Annotated in this window: 15 protein-coding genes and 1 pseudogene; 5 read left to right on the forward strand and 11 right to left on the reverse strand. The window is 43.5% G+C overall.

Annotated elements, in window-relative coordinates:
- Nucleotides 1–71: 71 nt before the first annotated feature.
- The 3 genes from M2108_RS13595 to M2108_RS13605 are packed head-to-tail and all read right to left on the reverse strand — an operon-like array spanning nt 72 to nt 2,701.
- Nucleotides 72–1,007: a sensor histidine kinase gene (locus tag M2108_RS13595; protein ID WP_277469735.1), complete on the reverse strand. Its 936-nt coding sequence runs from the start codon at nt 1,005–1,007 to the stop codon at nt 72–74.
- Nucleotides 1,004–1,738, reverse strand: a complete 735-nt coding sequence (locus tag M2108_RS13600; RefSeq protein ID WP_277469734.1) for a response regulator transcription factor — start codon at nt 1,736–1,738, stop codon at nt 1,004–1,006. The genes M2108_RS13595 and M2108_RS13600 overlap by 4 nt, the downstream gene beginning before the upstream one ends.
- A 60-nt stretch (nt 1,739–1,798) precedes the next feature.
- Nucleotides 1,799–2,701: a DUF4362 domain-containing protein gene (locus M2108_RS13605; RefSeq protein WP_277506189.1), complete on the reverse strand. Its 903-nt coding sequence runs from the start codon at nt 2,699–2,701 to the stop codon at nt 1,799–1,801.
- A gap of 204 nt (nt 2,702–2,905) precedes the next feature.
- Here M2108_RS13605 and M2108_RS13610 point away from each other — a divergent pair, with 204 nt between their 5' ends.
- Nucleotides 2,906–3,883: a phosphodiester glycosidase family protein gene (locus tag M2108_RS13610; protein ID WP_277469732.1), complete on the forward strand. Its 978-nt coding sequence runs from the start codon at nt 2,906–2,908 to the stop codon at nt 3,881–3,883.
- Nucleotides 3,884–3,891: 8 nt separating this feature from the next.
- Entirely contained in the window at nt 3,892–4,902 is a 1,011-nt protein-coding gene (locus tag M2108_RS13615; RefSeq protein ID WP_277469731.1) for a bifunctional glycosyltransferase family 2/GtrA family protein, read from the forward strand.
- A gap of 77 nt (nt 4,903–4,979) precedes the next feature.
- Here the strand turns inward: M2108_RS13615 and M2108_RS13620 are convergent, their stop codons facing one another.
- Both M2108_RS13620 and M2108_RS13625 read right to left on the reverse strand, forming a co-directional pair.
- Nucleotides 4,980–5,546 (reverse strand): Uma2 family endonuclease, encoded by a 567-nt coding sequence (locus tag M2108_RS13620; RefSeq protein WP_277469730.1) that lies wholly within the window; start codon nt 5,544–5,546, stop codon nt 4,980–4,982.
- Nucleotides 5,547–6,237: 691 nt separating this feature from the next.
- Nucleotides 6,238–6,681, reverse strand: a complete 444-nt coding sequence (locus tag M2108_RS13625; RefSeq protein WP_277469729.1) for a hypothetical protein — start codon at nt 6,679–6,681, stop codon at nt 6,238–6,240.
- Between the two features lie 60 nt (nt 6,682–6,741).
- Between M2108_RS13625 and M2108_RS13630 the strand changes: the two are divergent.
- Nucleotides 6,742–7,569, forward strand: a pseudogene (locus tag M2108_RS13630) (SpoVR family protein); the annotation flags it as partial.
- 190 nt (nt 7,570–7,759) lie between these two features.
- Here M2108_RS13630 and M2108_RS13635 read toward each other — a convergent pair.
- Nucleotides 7,760–8,908, reverse strand: a complete 1,149-nt coding sequence (locus tag M2108_RS13635; protein ID WP_277469728.1) for a hypothetical protein — start codon at nt 8,906–8,908, stop codon at nt 7,760–7,762.
- A 988-nt stretch (nt 8,909–9,896) separates the two neighbouring features.
- Here M2108_RS13635 and M2108_RS13640 point away from each other — a divergent pair.
- Nucleotides 9,897–10,133, forward strand: a complete 237-nt coding sequence (locus M2108_RS13640; RefSeq protein WP_277469727.1) for a hypothetical protein — start codon at nt 9,897–9,899, stop codon at nt 10,131–10,133.
- 335 nt (nt 10,134–10,468) lie between these two features.
- On the opposite strand, the gene M2108_RS13645 is transcribed toward M2108_RS13640, so the two are convergent.
- From M2108_RS13645 to M2108_RS13665, 5 genes are all read right to left on the reverse strand, one after another.
- Nucleotides 10,469–11,509, reverse strand: a complete 1,041-nt coding sequence (locus M2108_RS13645; RefSeq protein ID WP_277469726.1) for a hypothetical protein — start codon at nt 11,507–11,509, stop codon at nt 10,469–10,471.
- Nucleotides 11,510–12,061: 552 nt separating this feature from the next.
- Complete coding sequence (locus tag M2108_RS13650; RefSeq protein WP_277469725.1) at nt 12,062–12,964, reverse strand: GIY-YIG nuclease family protein; 903 nt, start codon at nt 12,962–12,964, stop codon at nt 12,062–12,064.
- 28 nt (nt 12,965–12,992) lie between these two features.
- Complete coding sequence (locus M2108_RS13655; RefSeq protein WP_280777063.1) at nt 12,993–13,661, reverse strand: HNH endonuclease; 669 nt, start codon at nt 13,659–13,661, stop codon at nt 12,993–12,995.
- Nucleotides 13,603–14,115, reverse strand: a complete 513-nt coding sequence (locus tag M2108_RS13660; protein WP_277469723.1) for a hypothetical protein — start codon at nt 14,113–14,115, stop codon at nt 13,603–13,605. Before M2108_RS13660 ends, M2108_RS13655 begins: the two co-directional genes overlap by 59 nt.
- A gap of 226 nt (nt 14,116–14,341) precedes the next feature.
- Nucleotides 14,342–15,940, reverse strand: coding sequence for a hypothetical protein (locus tag M2108_RS13665; RefSeq protein ID WP_277469722.1), 1,599 nt, complete (start codon nt 15,938–15,940; stop codon nt 14,342–14,344).
- A 279-nt stretch (nt 15,941–16,219) separates the two neighbouring features.
- Between M2108_RS13665 and M2108_RS13670 the strand changes: the two genes are divergently transcribed.
- Nucleotides 16,220–16,609 carry a hypothetical protein gene (locus M2108_RS13670; RefSeq protein ID WP_277469721.1) on the forward strand — a complete coding sequence of 130 codons (390 nt, stop codon included), beginning with the start codon at nt 16,220–16,222 and terminating at the stop codon, nt 16,607–16,609.
- Nucleotides 16,610–16,619 lie beyond the last annotated feature (10 nt).

A 16,619-nucleotide genomic window follows, 5' to 3' on the forward strand; every position in this document is an offset into this window, starting at 1 on the left:
ATATAATACAGGGGGGAATTTTCTTTTTTATTACCTGTTTCTTACGAAAATCTTAAGCTGCGGCGGATTTCCTAATAATCCAGCCTGCGGAAGGACAAGGTGAACGCCGTCTTAACGTATGGCTTGCTGGTCAAAGTGATACTGCCGTTCATCTGCTCGGTCAGCCTTTTGGTAATGGTCAGGCCAAGCCCGCTGCCCTGGTAATCACGGTTACGTGAATCCTCCAGGGTGTACAGACGCTCAAAAATTTTATCCTGATGGCCTTCGGCTATGCCTTTGCCTTTGTCCCACACCTCAATGCATACCTTGTCTTCCTGCAAAAACAGCTTGAGCCCCAGCACGCCCCCGTCTCCGCCATAGGTGATTGCATTGGAGAGCAGATTGCCGAGCACCCGGTCCAGCGCCTCCTCATTGCCCATAATGTACAGCGGCTCATCCGGGATTTCGATCTGCACATCGCTGCCCCCGCCGCTGAGAAGCTCATAGAACGACAGAATGTTGCGGCGGCACAGCTCACCCAGCTCCACCCTTGAAAGCGGGATTTCTTTATCCCCTGACTCCAGCTTGGCCAGGTCAAAGAACCGGTTCATCAGCGCAATGACCTCCTGCGCCTTGGCATGAATCGTCCGCAGCATCGCCTCCCGCTCGCCGGCAGGCAGATCATGATCCTGAAGCAGTGTCTCGATATATCCGAGTACGACGGTCAGCGGTGTCTTCAGATCATGAGAGATGTTAGCCAGCATATGACGCATCGATTGCTCCAGCCGGACCCGCTCCACCGCGCCCTTGTGATTGACATTTAGCAGGTCATTGAGGGTGCCCAGCAGCTGCTGCAGCGCCGGATCGCTGTTGAACAGCAGCAGCCGTTCGTGTGAGCCGCTCGCCATGATACTTTCCAGTTTGGTCCGGATGTACTGCAGCTGGCGCCCGTGCTCTCTCAGCCGCAGCGATTGCCACAGGATGAGCAGCAGAAGCACTGTAATAATTCCGCCGAGAAAAGGTATCATGGCAGCACATCCCCCAGCTTATAGCCGATGCCCCACAGTGTTTTTATGTATTCGGGATGGGAGGGGTCATCCTCAATCTTCTCGCGCAGTCTTCTCATGTGTACATTGATAACATTCTCGTCTCCGTAATAATCATCCTCCCAGACCAGGCTGTAAATCTGCGCCTTCGTGTACACTCTGCCCGGATTGGCCGCGAACAGACGCAGGATCTGGAATTCCTTGGCGGTCAGCTTGACTTCTTCTCCGTGCTTCTCTGCCGAAAAAGTATCCAGATTAACAGTCAGCCCGCGCAGAGGGATGAGCTTGGCTTGGTGCGCTTCGGCTGCCGGAGGCTCCTCTGCCCTGACAGCACCGGCAGCGGCATAGCCCGCCCGGCGGATCGCCGCCTTCACTCTGGCCGCCAGCTCAATCATCGAGAACGGCTTCGTAATATAATCATCTGCGCCGAAGCCGAGTCCGAGCGCTTTATCCACATCACTGTCCTTGGCGGACATAATCAGCACCGGCACCAGGCTGGCTGCACGGATGCTCTGCAGCACATCCATGCCGCTGCGCCGCGGGAGCATCAGATCCAGCAGCACCAGATCATAAGCCTCTCCGCTGCGCACCTTACGCTCGGCGGCTTCCCCGTCAAATACCTGCTCGACCTCATAGCCTTCTTTTGCCAGATAAGAGCTTACCATTCTGCTAATATCTTCATCATCTTCAATCAGCAGTACACGCTGTTGCATAGCCAAGACCTCCGTCAATTCTAGTAGATTTGCTTATTTAGGCTTGGCCGTGGCCAGCTCTTATTTATAATAACCTTTTGTCTCCGGCAGCGCCTGATAAAATTCCCCTTCCTGCACTTCGCTGATCATATGCTGTGCCAGTACAGTCATTCCCTTTCCGTCAGCGCTTTGGTCGCACTCACTCCAGGCAAACTTCCGTTCGCTGCCGTTCATTTGTACCAGCAGCTCGTAGCTGACAGCAGGCTTGATATTGCAGGCTTCGGTCAAGGTCTTGTCCTGTTCATAGCCGGCAAGTACCAGCTCACGGTATATGCTCTGCAGCTTCGCCTGCGGCAGCCGGAACTCCGCTGCTTCTGCAGTAGTGCCATCCTGGAGGTCCTTAACCAGCTTACCCTTAAGCGTATTGATCTCGTTCTTCCGGTTCACCCCGTACTTCAGCACAAAGCCGAAGTCATCCTGCTCTGACAGCTCGTAATTAATCCAGAGCAGTGCGGCTTCCGGATATTCCCCTTCACAGCCTGTAAGTGTGTATTTCAGCGCTGTGCTCCCTTTACTCTTTTCCAGTGCCCGGCAGGTATACGTTCCTGTATCCTTGGGTCCAAAAGCGTCTTCCGTACTGTCATAAGCAACGACAAGCTTATTATCTCTATACCGCACCTCCGTGAAGATAGGGTCACCCTCAACCGTGTATAGAATGATCCGCTGGCTGCCTTTTTTCCGCTCCATGAAGTCATCCAGCCTGTCCAGGTTCAGCGGTCCCGTTCCAAAGGAATAAACTACATCCTTCTGCTCATTGATCTCATGGCGGAGTCCGCCATTCACGGCCTCTTTGCCAGTAAAGAAGCAGCCCTGCAAAAGCGTCACAGCCAGCAGTATGGTTAGCGTCAATGCCCCTTGGCGAAGCCCCCGCCTCTTCATAAATTCCTGCAAATGCATCCGTCTGTTTTCGGGTGATAACCGCATGTTTACAGCTGCCTCCTTATCCGCTCTGGAAAAGTTTGTCTATTGTTTGAGTATACCAAGCCGCTGCGGCTCTTACTACCCCATTACCGAAACTTGCAGACTAGCAGAATCTTCCTTGTCCATCCCTGTCTTTCATTTCAGGTTCACTAAAGGTAAGGCGCGTATCATCCTGCTTAACAACTTACACGTAGAGGTGATGCTGTAATGATACAGATTGACAAAAAGAAATCCCTGAGCTTTAAGCAAAAGCTAGGAACCGTGATTCTGGCCGTAATCCTGGTAATCGGCGGAGTGGTGTATAAGCTGGCTGACCGTTACTTGATCGAGCATGTTGAGGTCGTGGTGGCCGATGAAGCCGCCGGAACGGCAGACAGCAATAATACAACCGGAAGTGCCGAGACTGCATCCTCTTCTGCTGAGGTTAATGCCACATCCGATGACTGGAGCTACAGCAGCGATGACATTCAGATCAAGATCGACCAGGCTCAGACCGGGTCCGGATCAGACAAGATCACCTATTTTGTGGCGGATGTCGTGTTAAAGGATGCAAGCAGCCTGAAGTCCGCTTTTGCCGATAACAGCTTTGGTACCAATATTACCGAGGCGACTTCGGAGATAGCTTCCAGTAATGATGCGATTTTTGCGATTAACGGTGATTATTACGGCTTCCGCGAGGACGGTGTGATTATCCGCAACGGTACGGTGTACCGCGATGATCCGGTACGTGATGCGATGGCGCTGTTCGAGGACGGTACGATGCAAACCTATAACGAGGAGGAGGTGTCCTCCGATGAGCTGCTGGCGCAGGGAGTGACCAACACGCTGTCATTCGGACCGATTCTGATTCAGGACGGGCAAATCACCAGTGATTTCAGCAGTGTCAAAATCGACACCAACTTCGGTAACCGCTCGATCCAGAACGCCAATCCGCGCACGGCCATCGGTATGATTGCCCCGAACCATTATGTGTTCGTAGTCGTTGACGGGCGCAATGAAGGCTACAGCCGCGGTATGACCCTGACCGAGCTTGCGGAGCTGATGCAGGATCTCGGGGCAACCGAAGCCTACAATCTCGACGGCGGCGGCTCCTCGACCATGTACTTCATGGGCCGGGTGGTCAACAATCCGCAGGGTAAAAACCAGGAGCGCGGCGTCAGTGACATACTTTACATTAAGGAGTGACCACGATTATGACTATACTAATTCCTGCATATGAACCTGACGACCGGCTGCTTGACCTGATTATTAAGCTGCAGGATTACGGGCTTGGCCCGATTCTCATTGTGGACGACGGCAGCGGCCACGCTTACCGGGGACTGTTCCAGACGGCTGAAGCGTTCGGCTGCACGGTACTGACGCATCCCGTCAATTATGGCAAGGGCCGTGCGCTCAAAACCGGATTCCGCTACATTCAGGATAATGACTTGCCCGGCTACGTAGTCTGCGCTGACAGTGACGGGCAGCATCTGCCTCATGATATTAAGCGGGTCGTAGAGCTGCTGCATAGCCAAAACAAGCCCGGAATCGTGCTGGGCAGCCGCCGCTTCAGCGGTAAGGTTCCGCTGCGCAGCCGCTTCGGCAACTCCGTGACCCGCGGAGTATTCGCCCTCACTACCGGCAGCAAAGTCTACGATACCCAGACCGGACTGCGAGGTTTCCCTCCGTCCATGCTGGACTGGCTGGGCGGGATTCCCGGCGACCGGTTCGAGTACGAAATGAACATGTTGCTGACCGCCCGCAAGGAGGGCTACGACATCACCGAGGAATTCATTGATACCGTGTATCTGGACCACAACAAATCGTCACATTTCCGCCCGCTCGCCGATTCCATCCGGATCTATCTGCCGATCCTGATGTTCAGCACCTCATCGCTGCTGTCGGCGCTGATCGACTTCGTGCTGCTGTTCCTGTTCCAGCGCCTGACCCACAATCTGTTCCTGTCCGTAGTCGCCGCGAGACTGTGCAGCTCGATCTTTAATTATTCCGTGAACCGGAGATTTGTCTTCAGCGGCGGCAAGCGTTCGCGCCTCCAGTCGCTCCCGAAATACTTCTCACTCGTCGTTCTTGTGCTGCTGTTCAACTACGGCCTGCTCTACTTCTACAGCGAGCAGCTGATCATCCCGCTGGCAGTTGCCAAGATTCTGACCGAGGTGTCGATCTTCGTGTTCAGCTACTGGGCGCAGCGGCGGTTTGTGTATTGAGGTTGCGTGATCGAATGCAAAGAGCAGCACAGCTCCTGTGTAACGGGAGGTGTGCTGCTCTTACTGTTAGGCTTAATTTATTCTATACTGAATAAAGTGCCCGTTTGAATTTGTAATTCTTTGAAGATAACGGATTGTATCATTTCCGGCTCTATATATAAATTACGTATCGTGTAGCTGCCATCTTCCATAGTATACACGTGAACAGTCCGGTTTCCAGGATCAACAATCCAGTATTCCTGTACTCCATGCTTCTGATACAAGTTAAACTTCTCATTAAAATCCTTGAGTGCGGTAGAGGGTGACAGCACTTCAATGATCATAGTTGGAGCGCCGTTACAGCCGTTTTTTGAAACCTTGTCCTTGGAACAAATGACCGAAAGATCGGGTTGAATGATATGGTCGGGTGACTGATATTCTCCACTTTCACTAAAAAACACATCAAAAGGAGCCACGAACACATAACAGCTCCGGTTCTGAAAAAAGGTTCGCAGCGCAAAATGAAGTTCTCCTACAATAAACTGATGCAACGACGTCGGAGCAGGAGACATATTGTAAGCTGTACCATTGATTAGCTCCCAATTCCCTTCCCATGTCAGCCAATCTTCATAGGAATAGACTTTCTTTTCAACCGGATTTGACACTATGTTCGGCCTCCTTTTTGTTTATGAGTTTTTACTAATTGTACCATGGGTAAACAGTAGGAGCTAATTTTTGATGGTCAATAATCTGATACAATAAAAGGACAAACCCAACTGGAGGTGCCAGCTATGCAATGGGAAGAAGTTCGGAAGATTTATCCCAATCAATACGTTAAGCTGCAAATCCTTGCGTCACATACCGAAGGCAACACCAAACTCTGACCTTAGACAAGCTTGTCATCGATACAGGGGCATCTCATACTAGGCTAATATTGTGCTGGATTTGGCGAAGCTTGTTATCCATTCGGCCGAAGAAAAAGATTAGGCTGAGGACTCAAATTGAGTCCCCTACATTGGTTTCATCTATACGTCTTAGCCAGGCATCGAAATAACTTCTGCTAGGCTTCTCGTACCAATAATCCACTTTTTTCATAAAAGGATAATTGAGATTAAATGTTTTCTTCGAGTAGTCCAGTCGCTGCAATCAGTCGCTCAAAACTAGATCTAACCAAAGCACCAATTTTTATTTCCTCAGATCCTTTAAAATCACTTCGCATAAACAGCTCTGAAGTATCTGAGACAGAATTGGATAAGGCTGTAACCACATTGAAGATTTTCTCCTTGAAGTCTTCATTGCACAGAAGCTCAAAACGAAAATCTAAACCTTTTGCATGGAACAGCTCCTGGAGTTCGGTTATGTAGAGTTGCAGCGGTTCACGGATTGCACCATATATTTTTGGAGCTGCACGTAATCTTCGAGTTCGCCTTCATGTTGCTTGAGATAATAAAATAACGATTTGGCTTCACTGGGAGACAGCGATAGATATATTAATTTGGAAACGTACTCAACAATATCTATATCCACTGCCGTATAAGTTGAAGCTGCTTCTGCAAATGATTCTTGAACATATGCCAAATACTCCTCGCTTACCTGCTGATCATACTTAATTAACACATCAATCTGAAGTAGTACTTGATTGGCGAAGTCAAGCTTAATCCTATCCTCCTGTTCCTTATCGCTTAGGAGACATCCATGTAAGTTCCTCCCTATACATAGCGATGAGCTAACCTTCTCCATCGTTGCAGGAAAATCCTTCATATACTGTATAAATCTCATGTCCAGGAGCCCCGCCATCATACTCTTCCCCTCCCGCCCATATACATAAAAAGAACTGCAAGCCGGAGGGAGAGTAGAATCATGCCAAGTGAAGATGAAATCAAGGCGCTGGAGCGGTCGATTGCCGAGATTACGGAGATTGCTACCGGGTTCGGGCTGGATTTTTACCCGATGCGGTATGAAATATGTCCTGCCGATATTATTTACACCTTCGGGGCCTACGGGATGCCTACCCGGTTCGGGCACTGGAGCTTCGGAAAAACCTTTCATAAAATGAAATCACAATACGACTTCGGACTCAGCAAAATTTACGAGCTCGTGATTAACTCCAATCCCTGCTACGCCTTTCTGCTGGACGGCAATTCCCTGATCCAGAACAAGCTGATCGTCGCCCACGTGCTTGCCCATTGCGATTTTTTCAAAAATAATATGCGCTTCTCCATGTCCAACCGCGATATGGTCGAGAGCATGTCTGCCACAGCCGACCGGATCGCCGGTTATTCGGTGACCTACGGCATTGACCGGGTGGAGCGGTTCATCGACTCGGTGCTGGCGATTCAGGAGCACATCGACCCCAGCCTGATCCAGCCGCGCAAGCTCGGCAAAACCGATCTGCTGGAAGCCAAGATGAGAGCCAACAAGGACGCACAGGCCGGCAAGCCCGCTGAGGACAATGCCTACAGCGAGCTGTGGAAGCTCGATCAGGCCAAAGCCGGTCCGCAGGAGCCGGATGCCGCCGCCAAACGGGCCTTCCCGCCTGAGCCGGAAAAGGATATCGTCTGGTTCATCCAGCAGTATTCGACCACTCTGGAGGATTGGCAGCGCGATATTATGACCATGCTGCGCGACGAGATGCTCTATTTCTGGCCGCAGATGGAGACGAAGATCATGAACGAAGGCTGGGCTTCGGTTAGCTAAGGTGCTTAATCCTTAGCCCCTTTCCGGAGACAAAGTTTGCCCCATTATAGACAATTGTAGATTAATGTGTAATTGGAAAATATTAAACAAAGTTCAGGAAAAAACGCCGAACAGTTTCAACGTCGGCGTTTTTTATACTTAATTATTGAGGAAACAATCACTAATACCGAACCTGGCGATTTTACTGACTTGTTACATTTGTTTGAATCGTCCCATCGTCTTCTCTAACTAACGTAGCAAATACTTCCTGCCACTTCTTTCTTACATAATATTTATGTGGAAAATCAATTTCTGCACCTTCAAAGAAATATTTATACGAAGATTCTACTATAGAATGTGCTTGTAAAAACAAATCAGTAAATAAAGGATCAGTATTAACAAAGAGTGTACTTGATCGTGATCGCTTAAGCAAATACATCATTTTCTCAACAATATCCAGTAACATTATAGGAGTCAATTCCATGTGTAGTACCTCAGCATCACCTTCCCAAAATGCCTTTGGTACCTCAAATGAAGGTGAAAATCCAATACTAGCTTCACTAATAGGTGTAGAAATTCCAAGAAGTAACCAAGAAACATATGGAACCTTCTCGTATGAATCAACTTCATATTTTCTTAAATCCCGTTCCATTTTATCTTTTAGGCAATCTTTTAATTTTTTCAACTCTTCATGTTTCAAGAATACAGGGGCTTCTGGATTGTCAAACCGTTTAACTGCTACTGACAGCCATTCTGCCATAAATGCAGGGTCATCTAATTGCTTGTCAGGTAAAGCCATAGGTGGTTCAACCCAAAGATCGTGGTTAAGAAGGTATTGCCAGGTTTCTCCCCTTTTAATATCTCGAAGCCGATCAAACATGTCCTTGATATCTACGTATTCTATTCGTTTTGTTCGATAATTTTTTATTCTCTTCTCATAATCATCCGGGAATCGTTCTTTAATTTGCATTTCCTGATATTTCCTGCTTGTGAGTTTCTCTAGCATCCTTTGTGTTTTAGGTCCTATTCCATCGGTTTTAGTCATAAAAACCATGCATCGGGTTCCGGAGTGCCTTTTCATCATGTTGTCAAAATCATCTTTCAGCTTATTTGCAACCCCGCCATCTTTATCTACAGTATCAATAAAAAAGCCGTAACAAGCCAATCTTTTATCAGGTGTTATTATGCCATCGTTACTCAGATCACCCAACGGACCGATTGCCTTTGTTGCTCGAAAGAAACGGTAAAAAATTTTCTGATACCTATGGCAAAATTCGGCGAAATCGTCTTTATTAAATTCCATGACCTTCTTATAAAAATCTTCATATGTAACAGATACCCGCTGCTGCATACTCCACCCCCAGACAATCTTTGTTTTATTATACCACCTTCATTATTAAATACTCAGTGAAGCAACGGTACCGGTGGTAGTCCAATGGTATGTTTTTCACTAAGCAATATTCAAACTAAATAAAAGGTATTTGCGAATCAAAGAAATTATCAATAATCGCAATAAGTATACGGTCACTGTCACGAATGAATGATGAAGCGATGAATATTTTTCAGAATAATCGAAGCCAGGAGGTGCAGCAGAATTCGTGAGATGTTGTGTAATCGTAAAATCGGCAGAGTTGAATTTGGATGGGAAGGAACCGGGAATTTGACTGAAGCGACCAAAGACGATTTTCGAAGTAAGCTGGCTGCCGTGCCATTTGGCTATAGTGGTCATAGCCTAAATAGGAATCTAGGAAATATCAAATGCTTCGTAAATACAATTAATGTAGGCGACGACTTGGGACTAATCGTTGAAGGAGATGCAATCCACGGTGGGTTTCTCGGAGAGTATGATTTTAAAGATGGATATCACACGAAAGCGATTGAAAGGAGATTTATCGTATATAAAGACGTTGCAAATCAGCATCTCCGTTCTTTCGTCGAAAATCGAGCTTCGTGCACAAAGTTCAAGTATCCATTTGAGGTATCCGAGTTAGGAATGTATTTATATTAATCGACTTTCCATTCTTCCAGGCAAGACACTAAACATGGCGTCAAAATCAATGAACTTGTACAAAAATCTCTCGATATTTTATCCGGTAAACTTTACTCAGAAAAACACGACACCCGGTAAGTCGGCATTTGAACTTCTTCGTTCTTATAAACGTATGGTTTATTACTTTAAGCAAAACCAACTTTAAATTCAGCTAACATATGACTTAACTTTTTTTGTGCTTCTAAAAGTTCAATTTCTTTCTCTTCAAAATTCATAGCAAGTAATATTTTATATTGAAATTATACTATACAATTAGTCTAACTGACGCAATCATAAAGCTGGTGATCTAATGGACCGTATCCACGATGCAAATAGTAATGTTCTCTATCGACTTGAAAATAAAAGTATAAATGTCAGTTTTATTCGCAATGAAGATGAAACCCCAAATTCCTGGAATGCAACAATCGATACAATAAATGTAACTATCTCATGGACTGAGATTCTTAAGGAAATAGCAAGCAATAACGACCTTGATATAGGAAAATATATTGAGTCTGTGATTTTGTCTCGTTTAGAAAACGCATAAAAGGTTTTTGATATGAAAACAGCAACCTTGTGGTTGCTGTTTTTATATTTCAACTATTCTGCTCTTTAACGCAGCGAAAACAAAGAATCACTTCAGTTTCATCGTGCTGATCTAGTCCGACGGCAGGTTAATTCCGGAGCCTAATCATTAAACCGATTCGACTATTTCGATGATCTCCTTTTTAGACAATATTTAGATTTTTTTTATCTAAATAACGATACCATGCCAGAGAATTTTGTGGATATTTGCTCACATCACCATTGAAGTGATTCTCCTCCTTTTCAAATGGCTGTTGTAATTGCATACGTTATGAATGGTTTATGGTGGATTGGGATTTAAAGAACAAAGATATCGATATCTTTGTCAAGAAGTAAGGGTTTATCTAATTGAGTTGCCGTATTTAAGAATGCCGCTGATATTTTTTTTTGCATTGAGTCATCTAATTGCCTCCACTTGATCGGAGAAAACGCAAGATTTTCAACGTAAGAAATGAGCAAATTCGAAATAATGATTTTTTGCTCCGGTACACTTTTTGTTAGAATTTGGCTCTTTATAAACTTAAACCTTCTCTGATTTCGTTTCAAATAACTCAACAGTACATATGTCTTCCCACTTTGAGGGAAAACAGTAACGAATGTCGGAGCAAGGGCGGTTTGGAAATCATTTAAATCGTTTACTATATTTCCTTCAAGATCCTTTTCAATGATCACTGTCGCCGAAGTAGCTATGTGATATTCTTCAGGAAATTCAATTACCTCAGTGATGAGTTCATCAAAATACCCGTAATCCAGAAAACCATTCATTCTTACTCTCGCTATTTCCAGGCGTTCTTCCGCATCTTTCGAACCTTCTAAAAAAGCTTCGAACATTATCCTCATAAACTGAATGTGATCCTGACTTGGCTCACCACGTTGCTCAAATATTTTATTTAACTCAACGAACTCACCTTTCTTAATTAATTCGAGCGATTTTCTGGCAATTTCGGCAGTACTTTTCTTGGCATGATATTCGTGAGCAAGTGCTCGATAAGCAAATAAAAATTCTTGTTGCTTATTGCCAATCTGATAATCAAGGTTTTCAATTGGGTTAAAAATCGTTGTATCGTGATGACCACAAAACCCCGTGAAAGTAGTGGCTCTCTTTCTCCCTTCTTTCTTCATGACGGCTTTTAATTCGAAAGATTCGTCCAACTCGTTTCCAAACATTAATACTTCTCCGTTTTCGGAGATTTTATTTAATATTTTATTATTTTGAATGGAATGAGCTTTAATTATCCTTTCACTACAGTTCTGATCGGCATGAAAACAGCCTTCCCAAAAAGATTGGTTCCTTAGTTTTCGGAAGCTTTCAAAAAAAGCGCGCTTCATTGCATCCATGAGCAATTTCCCCCTAAAGCATTGTGTATATCATTTATCGCGACAACCTTTTACACATTTAATAATTTCCAAAATCATCCTGAATATCGTAAGGTGCCTTAGATTCTTCTCAAAAAATGTCTCTATTGAAACATGTCGTGAATCTAAAACATTCCATTCACGATCCACAAATCCACTACCTTGCATACCCCTTAGAGAAAATCTAATTGATCAATATTATATTGAAGATTAATGACCACTATAGAACCAAGGAAGTGGTCTTCGCTACCTTCTATGTTCTGATTATCATTCCATAAATCCATCCATTAATCAACTTGGAGTTCGTATCCATCTTTGATTTATCCGTTTCCACATCAAAAGACTCCTTTTTGGTCACATATTCCCGATTTCATTGACTTGTCTATTCGATGTTAAACCTATTTTATCCTGTTACTTTATCAAGTATTAATCTTAAATCACAGGAGCACCAACGTCTAATAGACCTTGGCACTCTATTTAGATCCTTTATTATTTTTGCTATCACATGGATGATTGTAATGCCCCACTAATATCCTAATTTTTGAGATGATCATTACTACTGAACTTAAGTTGCTGGTTTTGTTTGTACGTAACCCCGTCGGTGTCGATCCATTCAATAGGTCCTGCAGCAGATCGTCCTAATATCACAGCTGCTGCAGCACTAATACTCGAGAATTTTGCATTTTCTCTAAATACGTAGAAGTTACCATTATCCACAAGAACCTGAGTCTCAATTAGTTTTTCTCGGAGCTTAAGGTATCCGTTTGCGAATGAGCTTTGCACTTGCTTAATACATTGGGATCCTGCTAATACAACGAATCCCTCTTCCGTTTCAATCAAACGTGCATCTGCTGACTTGCTCTTCAAAAGATACTCTTTCTCATCTATTGCTTGAGCATGTTTGGTCGAAACATCGTCAATTGGCGTATATACCGATGGAACTAAGAACATGAAATTAACAACCGGCAAAATCAATTTGATTTGCTCCAAGTAGTATTCCATGTCTGATCGATCCGCTTCATGCAATGTGGTCAACTCGGGAGTTTTGTCATTATCGATTTCTGCCGATTTGGCTTCTCTTGCTAAGCGAATGATTTTCGCTTCAAGGTATTTTATATGTGCCTTGGTTAACATTTCATCTTTACTGACGAACACTGCAAGTTCAACAAAGTCTTTTTCTGAAGAAGCAAGATGCTGCTTCAACCTATTCTTAAGATTTTCTGCTTCGCCAATGTAAATACGCTCACTAAAATTATCACTATTAGGCGTGGACTTCAGTATGTATACGCCAGGGCGATCAAATTCATCACGATCAATAATCTTAGATAACGATGATCGATGAGCATATACGGCTTTCCCCGACCAGTTACCGATTTCGATTGTTCTAGGTCCGGTAGCAGCACCGTCTATCAAGTAAATCGTTAATTTCTTTCCCATGGAGAACTCCTTCGATATGCACGATTATTTATGATTGCAAAAGTTCTTTTAATTGATCCATTCTAAGCCATTCTCGCTTACAGTGAAGCATCCGATGACAATTTGCACACACCAGTGCAATGTCTTCAATCTTAGCCTGATACACGTCCTCCATACTCGAAATCGGAACGGTATGATGTCCTTCAATATAATTCTCTCCAATAGGACCATATTGCTTAATGAAAGAAAATCCGCATGCCATACAACTTAAGTATTTATCCTTCTGCTTATAAAGTTCTTTGGCTGCTCTTATTAAATTCGGATTGCGTTCAATCGTTCTATGTAATCGATAAACTCGCTTCCCTTCTGAAAACATTTTCGCTTCTTCTTCCTCAAAATGCGCTACGTCTGATACGCACCAAAGTTTGTTCAGCTCGGTTGCATGCACTTCACTTACTTTGTAATTCGTCTGATTCGCCATTCGTAATATTAATAAATTTTCTAGTGCCTTATTGAGTTTAATATCCGTTCTTGGTATAAAACCATCTGAAACTTTGACCTCCAGCAGTTCAATGGGAACTCCCAGTCCAGGTACATTCCAATCAGTTGACTTCCAATATTGCTTAGCTTCTTCATCTATACGAATAATTGGCGAGCCATTAATTACTCCCCTTGCAACAATGCCATACAATATCCCCGATTCGAACTTCCTTCTCATAATGCTTCTGCCGCAGACTCCACCAAATGAATTGCCGATCGGTTAAATAGCTATCGATATAAAATTTATTGGGATTGCCTTGAAATATCCATGTTGCAGGTGCGCCAAACTTATCTGTTTCCTCTGTCCACTTAATCGTAACAGGCGACGTATCTAACACTGTCACAGATGGCAACAAGGAAAATAACCCCATAATAAAAGAAGATCTGTGTCTTGTATGCCCAGGTATATCATTCGCTCTAAGAGAAGCCCTCTCTTCGAAAGCGTTCCATGCATCCTCAACCCATGTTTTACGAACAAGCTGCGGCTCAGATTGTGTAGTGACTAAAAATCCTTCGTCACTTACTTGTTCTATTACATTTGCCTTATGATGAGATAGCGTGTAAACAATGTTATTATTCGACCGAACGCAATTCACCAACTCGCTCCAAATCACAGCACCAAATCTATTCATTATTGTCTGCCCCTTGCATTAATTAATTGACTGCATCGAGAATATACATTTCTCAGCTGGCGGACTGCTTACATCAGTTATCCGAGAGGTCAAAACCGTATCAGAATTGACGTATCGATTCAAATACCTGTTGTTACTATTGACTCTACTCTTTACAAATTCATCCCACCTAGGCATTTTGTCGAATTTCTCCGATATTAAACAAGCGAATTTATGAATGGATTTATTATTTTTCTGATAAAAGTTCTTTGAATTCTGTTTTCATACCAAACAACCGAGAAATCTGATATCTCAAATATTGCAAGAAAAATGTATTTTTCATCTTACGCTGAGCTCGTTTAATTTCGCGATCACTCGGTATTATAATAAATTCCCTAATCTTAATAATTTCTTCAAAGAAAGGTTCGAATGCATGATAAGCAAAAGCTTTTTGAGCTTTTTCTTTAACGTAAGCATCTTTACCCAATGCATACATATCTTGCAACCATTTAAGCGTAATAATCCCCTCAATATGATTTTTCACTACTAAATCTAATTCTTCTTCTGTACATAAGAAATCTTCCGCCACTTCAGCAATAACATCTTGAACAAGTTCCAGCATTCTTTGTGCATCGTCCTCTACAAATTGATCGAGTAGCATTTTTGTGCCTTGTGCGCCGACTGTTCCTCCTGTTATTCCACCAGCTATTGCCCCTACTACAGCCCCTATTCCAGCACCAATTGCTGTACCTGGACCTGGTGCAAAAAAACTCCCTATCGCTGCTCCTACTTTCACTCCCCCTAAAGTACCACCATAACCTCCTAACATACCTGCTCCTGCGCCTGCAATATTGACGCTCACATTTTTTGAAAACTGAGTCCAAGAAATTCGTTTACTTATAGTTGCACGATACAAATCAGGAACAGTGAAAACGGCTGTTGTGATCGCTGTAGTTAATACATTTGTTCGCAATGATTTGGCTAACACTGATTTCGCTGCCGCACCGGCAACTTCTTTTCCTAGAATAGCCGATGCTAGCTTATGTATAATCGTCTTACCAATATCCGCTTTATATAATGAGTTAACAATTTGTTTCGACATTGTTGTAGTAAAAACAGTGAAACTTCTACCCATACTTGTTCTCAAAAACTGTCTAGTAATTATCCCTACACTTAAGGTCACACCACCAACTCGAAGAGCACTTAATAGTGATACCTTCATAGAAGTTTTTCGATCCTGACCATTCCATCGGTTACTTGCATACTGGAGTATAAAACTAATCCCCGCGGCTTTTGAGGACACAACACTTTGTGATTTGATATCAAACCAAAGAGAATCAATGTTACCCGCTTTTGCAATATTTCGCGCTTGTTTATATGTAACGCTTCCTTGTTTCAGTATTTTCTTTGCTTGTTCTGGATCAGTTACACCAGGAACCTTTCCTTCCCTGATCTTATCCCTTAACTGGGATAAGGCTTCATCAAATTGATCCTTCGGTACTTCAAGTAACTGATCCTTATATTTATACATACCTGTCTCATTATCAAACGCAGCATTAACTGATGCCTTTCCAGAATTATAATATTTAGTTTGGATTGCTTCATTGTTGCTAATTCGATCGGCTCCATTTTTAGCATTATTCATCCCTGTTATATCAACTTTTTTTCCTCTTAAACGATCAGCTAGTACATTGGCATCTTCTGCTGAAAAGCCACCTCCGCCTTTTGGATTATTATATTTTGTATATTGCGTTCCTTCTATAGATGATGATGTATCTAAATTTGCGTAAGTTTGGTGGATTACATTTTCAATATTTCTTTTTGTTGATTCATTTTTTTTAAACATACATACACCACCTTCTTTATTCCTAATAATATTAAACACGATACTGACACTTCATTAGTCTCTATGATTTCATCAATTCAAATCTTATTTTTCTAGTACATTAGTAATAGATTAACAGGAAATATTCGACATCGACGCCTGAAAACCTTCATATTTGGAAATTCCAAGCGTATACATATGACGAGGAAAATTGACTGCACAGTTAACTTCAAAAACCGGTTAACCCCAGTCTATTCATGACTTATTCAGTTAACCAATCCAAGGAGAAGTGAACATCCTATGCCAGATGTAACATTCGGAGTAAAAGTCACGCCTGAACTGAAGGAAAAGATCGAACAATTCATAAAAGATTCAGACTTTGATACGCACAAGGAATGGTTCCAACATCTGCTCTCCAACTATGACTTATACCATTTAAAACAACAGGACGGTACAAAACGATACGCCAGCGACTTGGACTACATCGTACAGAACCTAACACGTGTCCAAGAAACCATCGTACAAATGATGAAGAAAACAACCGATGAAGTGGTACATCAAGAAGCTGAATGGACGAAAGCATCAGACGAAATACAGCAGCAACTTCAGCAAAGCGAGCAATTCCGCAAGAATTTGGAATCTCAATTAATTGAAACGGAAGAGCAGATAAATCAGCATAAAAAAAACTGACGGAATTACA

Source organism: Paenibacillus sp. PastM-3 (assembly GCF_029893965.1).
Taxonomy (GTDB): Bacteria; Bacillota; Bacilli; order Paenibacillales; family Paenibacillaceae; genus Paenibacillus_AQ.

What these genes read in the sequence shown, in the direction of transcription:
- M2108_RS13595 (WP_277469735.1), bottom strand. Translation starts at nt 1,007, where the DNA reads ATGATACCTTTTCTCGGCGGAATTATTACAGTGCTTCTGCTGCTCATC.
- M2108_RS13600 (WP_277469734.1), bottom strand. Translation starts at nt 1,738, where the DNA reads ATGCAACAGCGTGTACTGCTGATTGAAGATGATGAAGATATTAGCAGA.
- M2108_RS13605 (WP_277506189.1), bottom strand. Translation starts at nt 2,701, where the DNA reads ATGCGGTTATCACCCGAAAACAGACGGATGCATTTGCAGGAATTTATG.
- M2108_RS13610 (WP_277469732.1), top strand. Translation starts at nt 2,906, where the DNA reads ATGATACAGATTGACAAAAAGAAATCCCTGAGCTTTAAGCAAAAGCTA.
- M2108_RS13615 (WP_277469731.1), top strand. Translation starts at nt 3,892, where the DNA reads ATGACTATACTAATTCCTGCATATGAACCTGACGACCGGCTGCTTGAC.
- M2108_RS13625 (WP_277469729.1), bottom strand. Translation starts at nt 6,681, where the DNA reads ATGATGGCGGGGCTCCTGGACATGAGATTTATACAGTATATGAAGGAT.
- M2108_RS13635 (WP_277469728.1), bottom strand. Translation starts at nt 8,908, where the DNA reads ATGCAGCAGCGGGTATCTGTTACATATGAAGATTTTTATAAGAAGGTC.
- M2108_RS13640 (WP_277469727.1), top strand. Translation starts at nt 9,897, where the DNA reads ATGGACCGTATCCACGATGCAAATAGTAATGTTCTCTATCGACTTGAA.
- M2108_RS13645 (WP_277469726.1), bottom strand. Translation starts at nt 11,509, where the DNA reads ATGGATGCAATGAAGCGCGCTTTTTTTGAAAGCTTCCGAAAACTAAGG.
- M2108_RS13650 (WP_277469725.1), bottom strand. Translation starts at nt 12,964, where the DNA reads ATGGGAAAGAAATTAACGATTTACTTGATAGACGGTGCTGCTACCGGA.
- M2108_RS13655 (WP_280777063.1), bottom strand. Translation starts at nt 13,661, where the DNA reads ATGAGAAGGAAGTTCGAATCGGGGATATTGTATGGCATTGTTGCAAGG.
- M2108_RS13660 (WP_277469723.1), bottom strand. Translation starts at nt 14,115, where the DNA reads ATGAATAGATTTGGTGCTGTGATTTGGAGCGAGTTGGTGAATTGCGTT.
- M2108_RS13665 (WP_277469722.1), bottom strand. Translation starts at nt 15,940, where the DNA reads ATGTTTAAAAAAAATGAATCAACAAAAAGAAATATTGAAAATGTAATC.
- M2108_RS13670 (WP_277469721.1), top strand. Translation starts at nt 16,220, where the DNA reads ATGCCAGATGTAACATTCGGAGTAAAAGTCACGCCTGAACTGAAGGAA.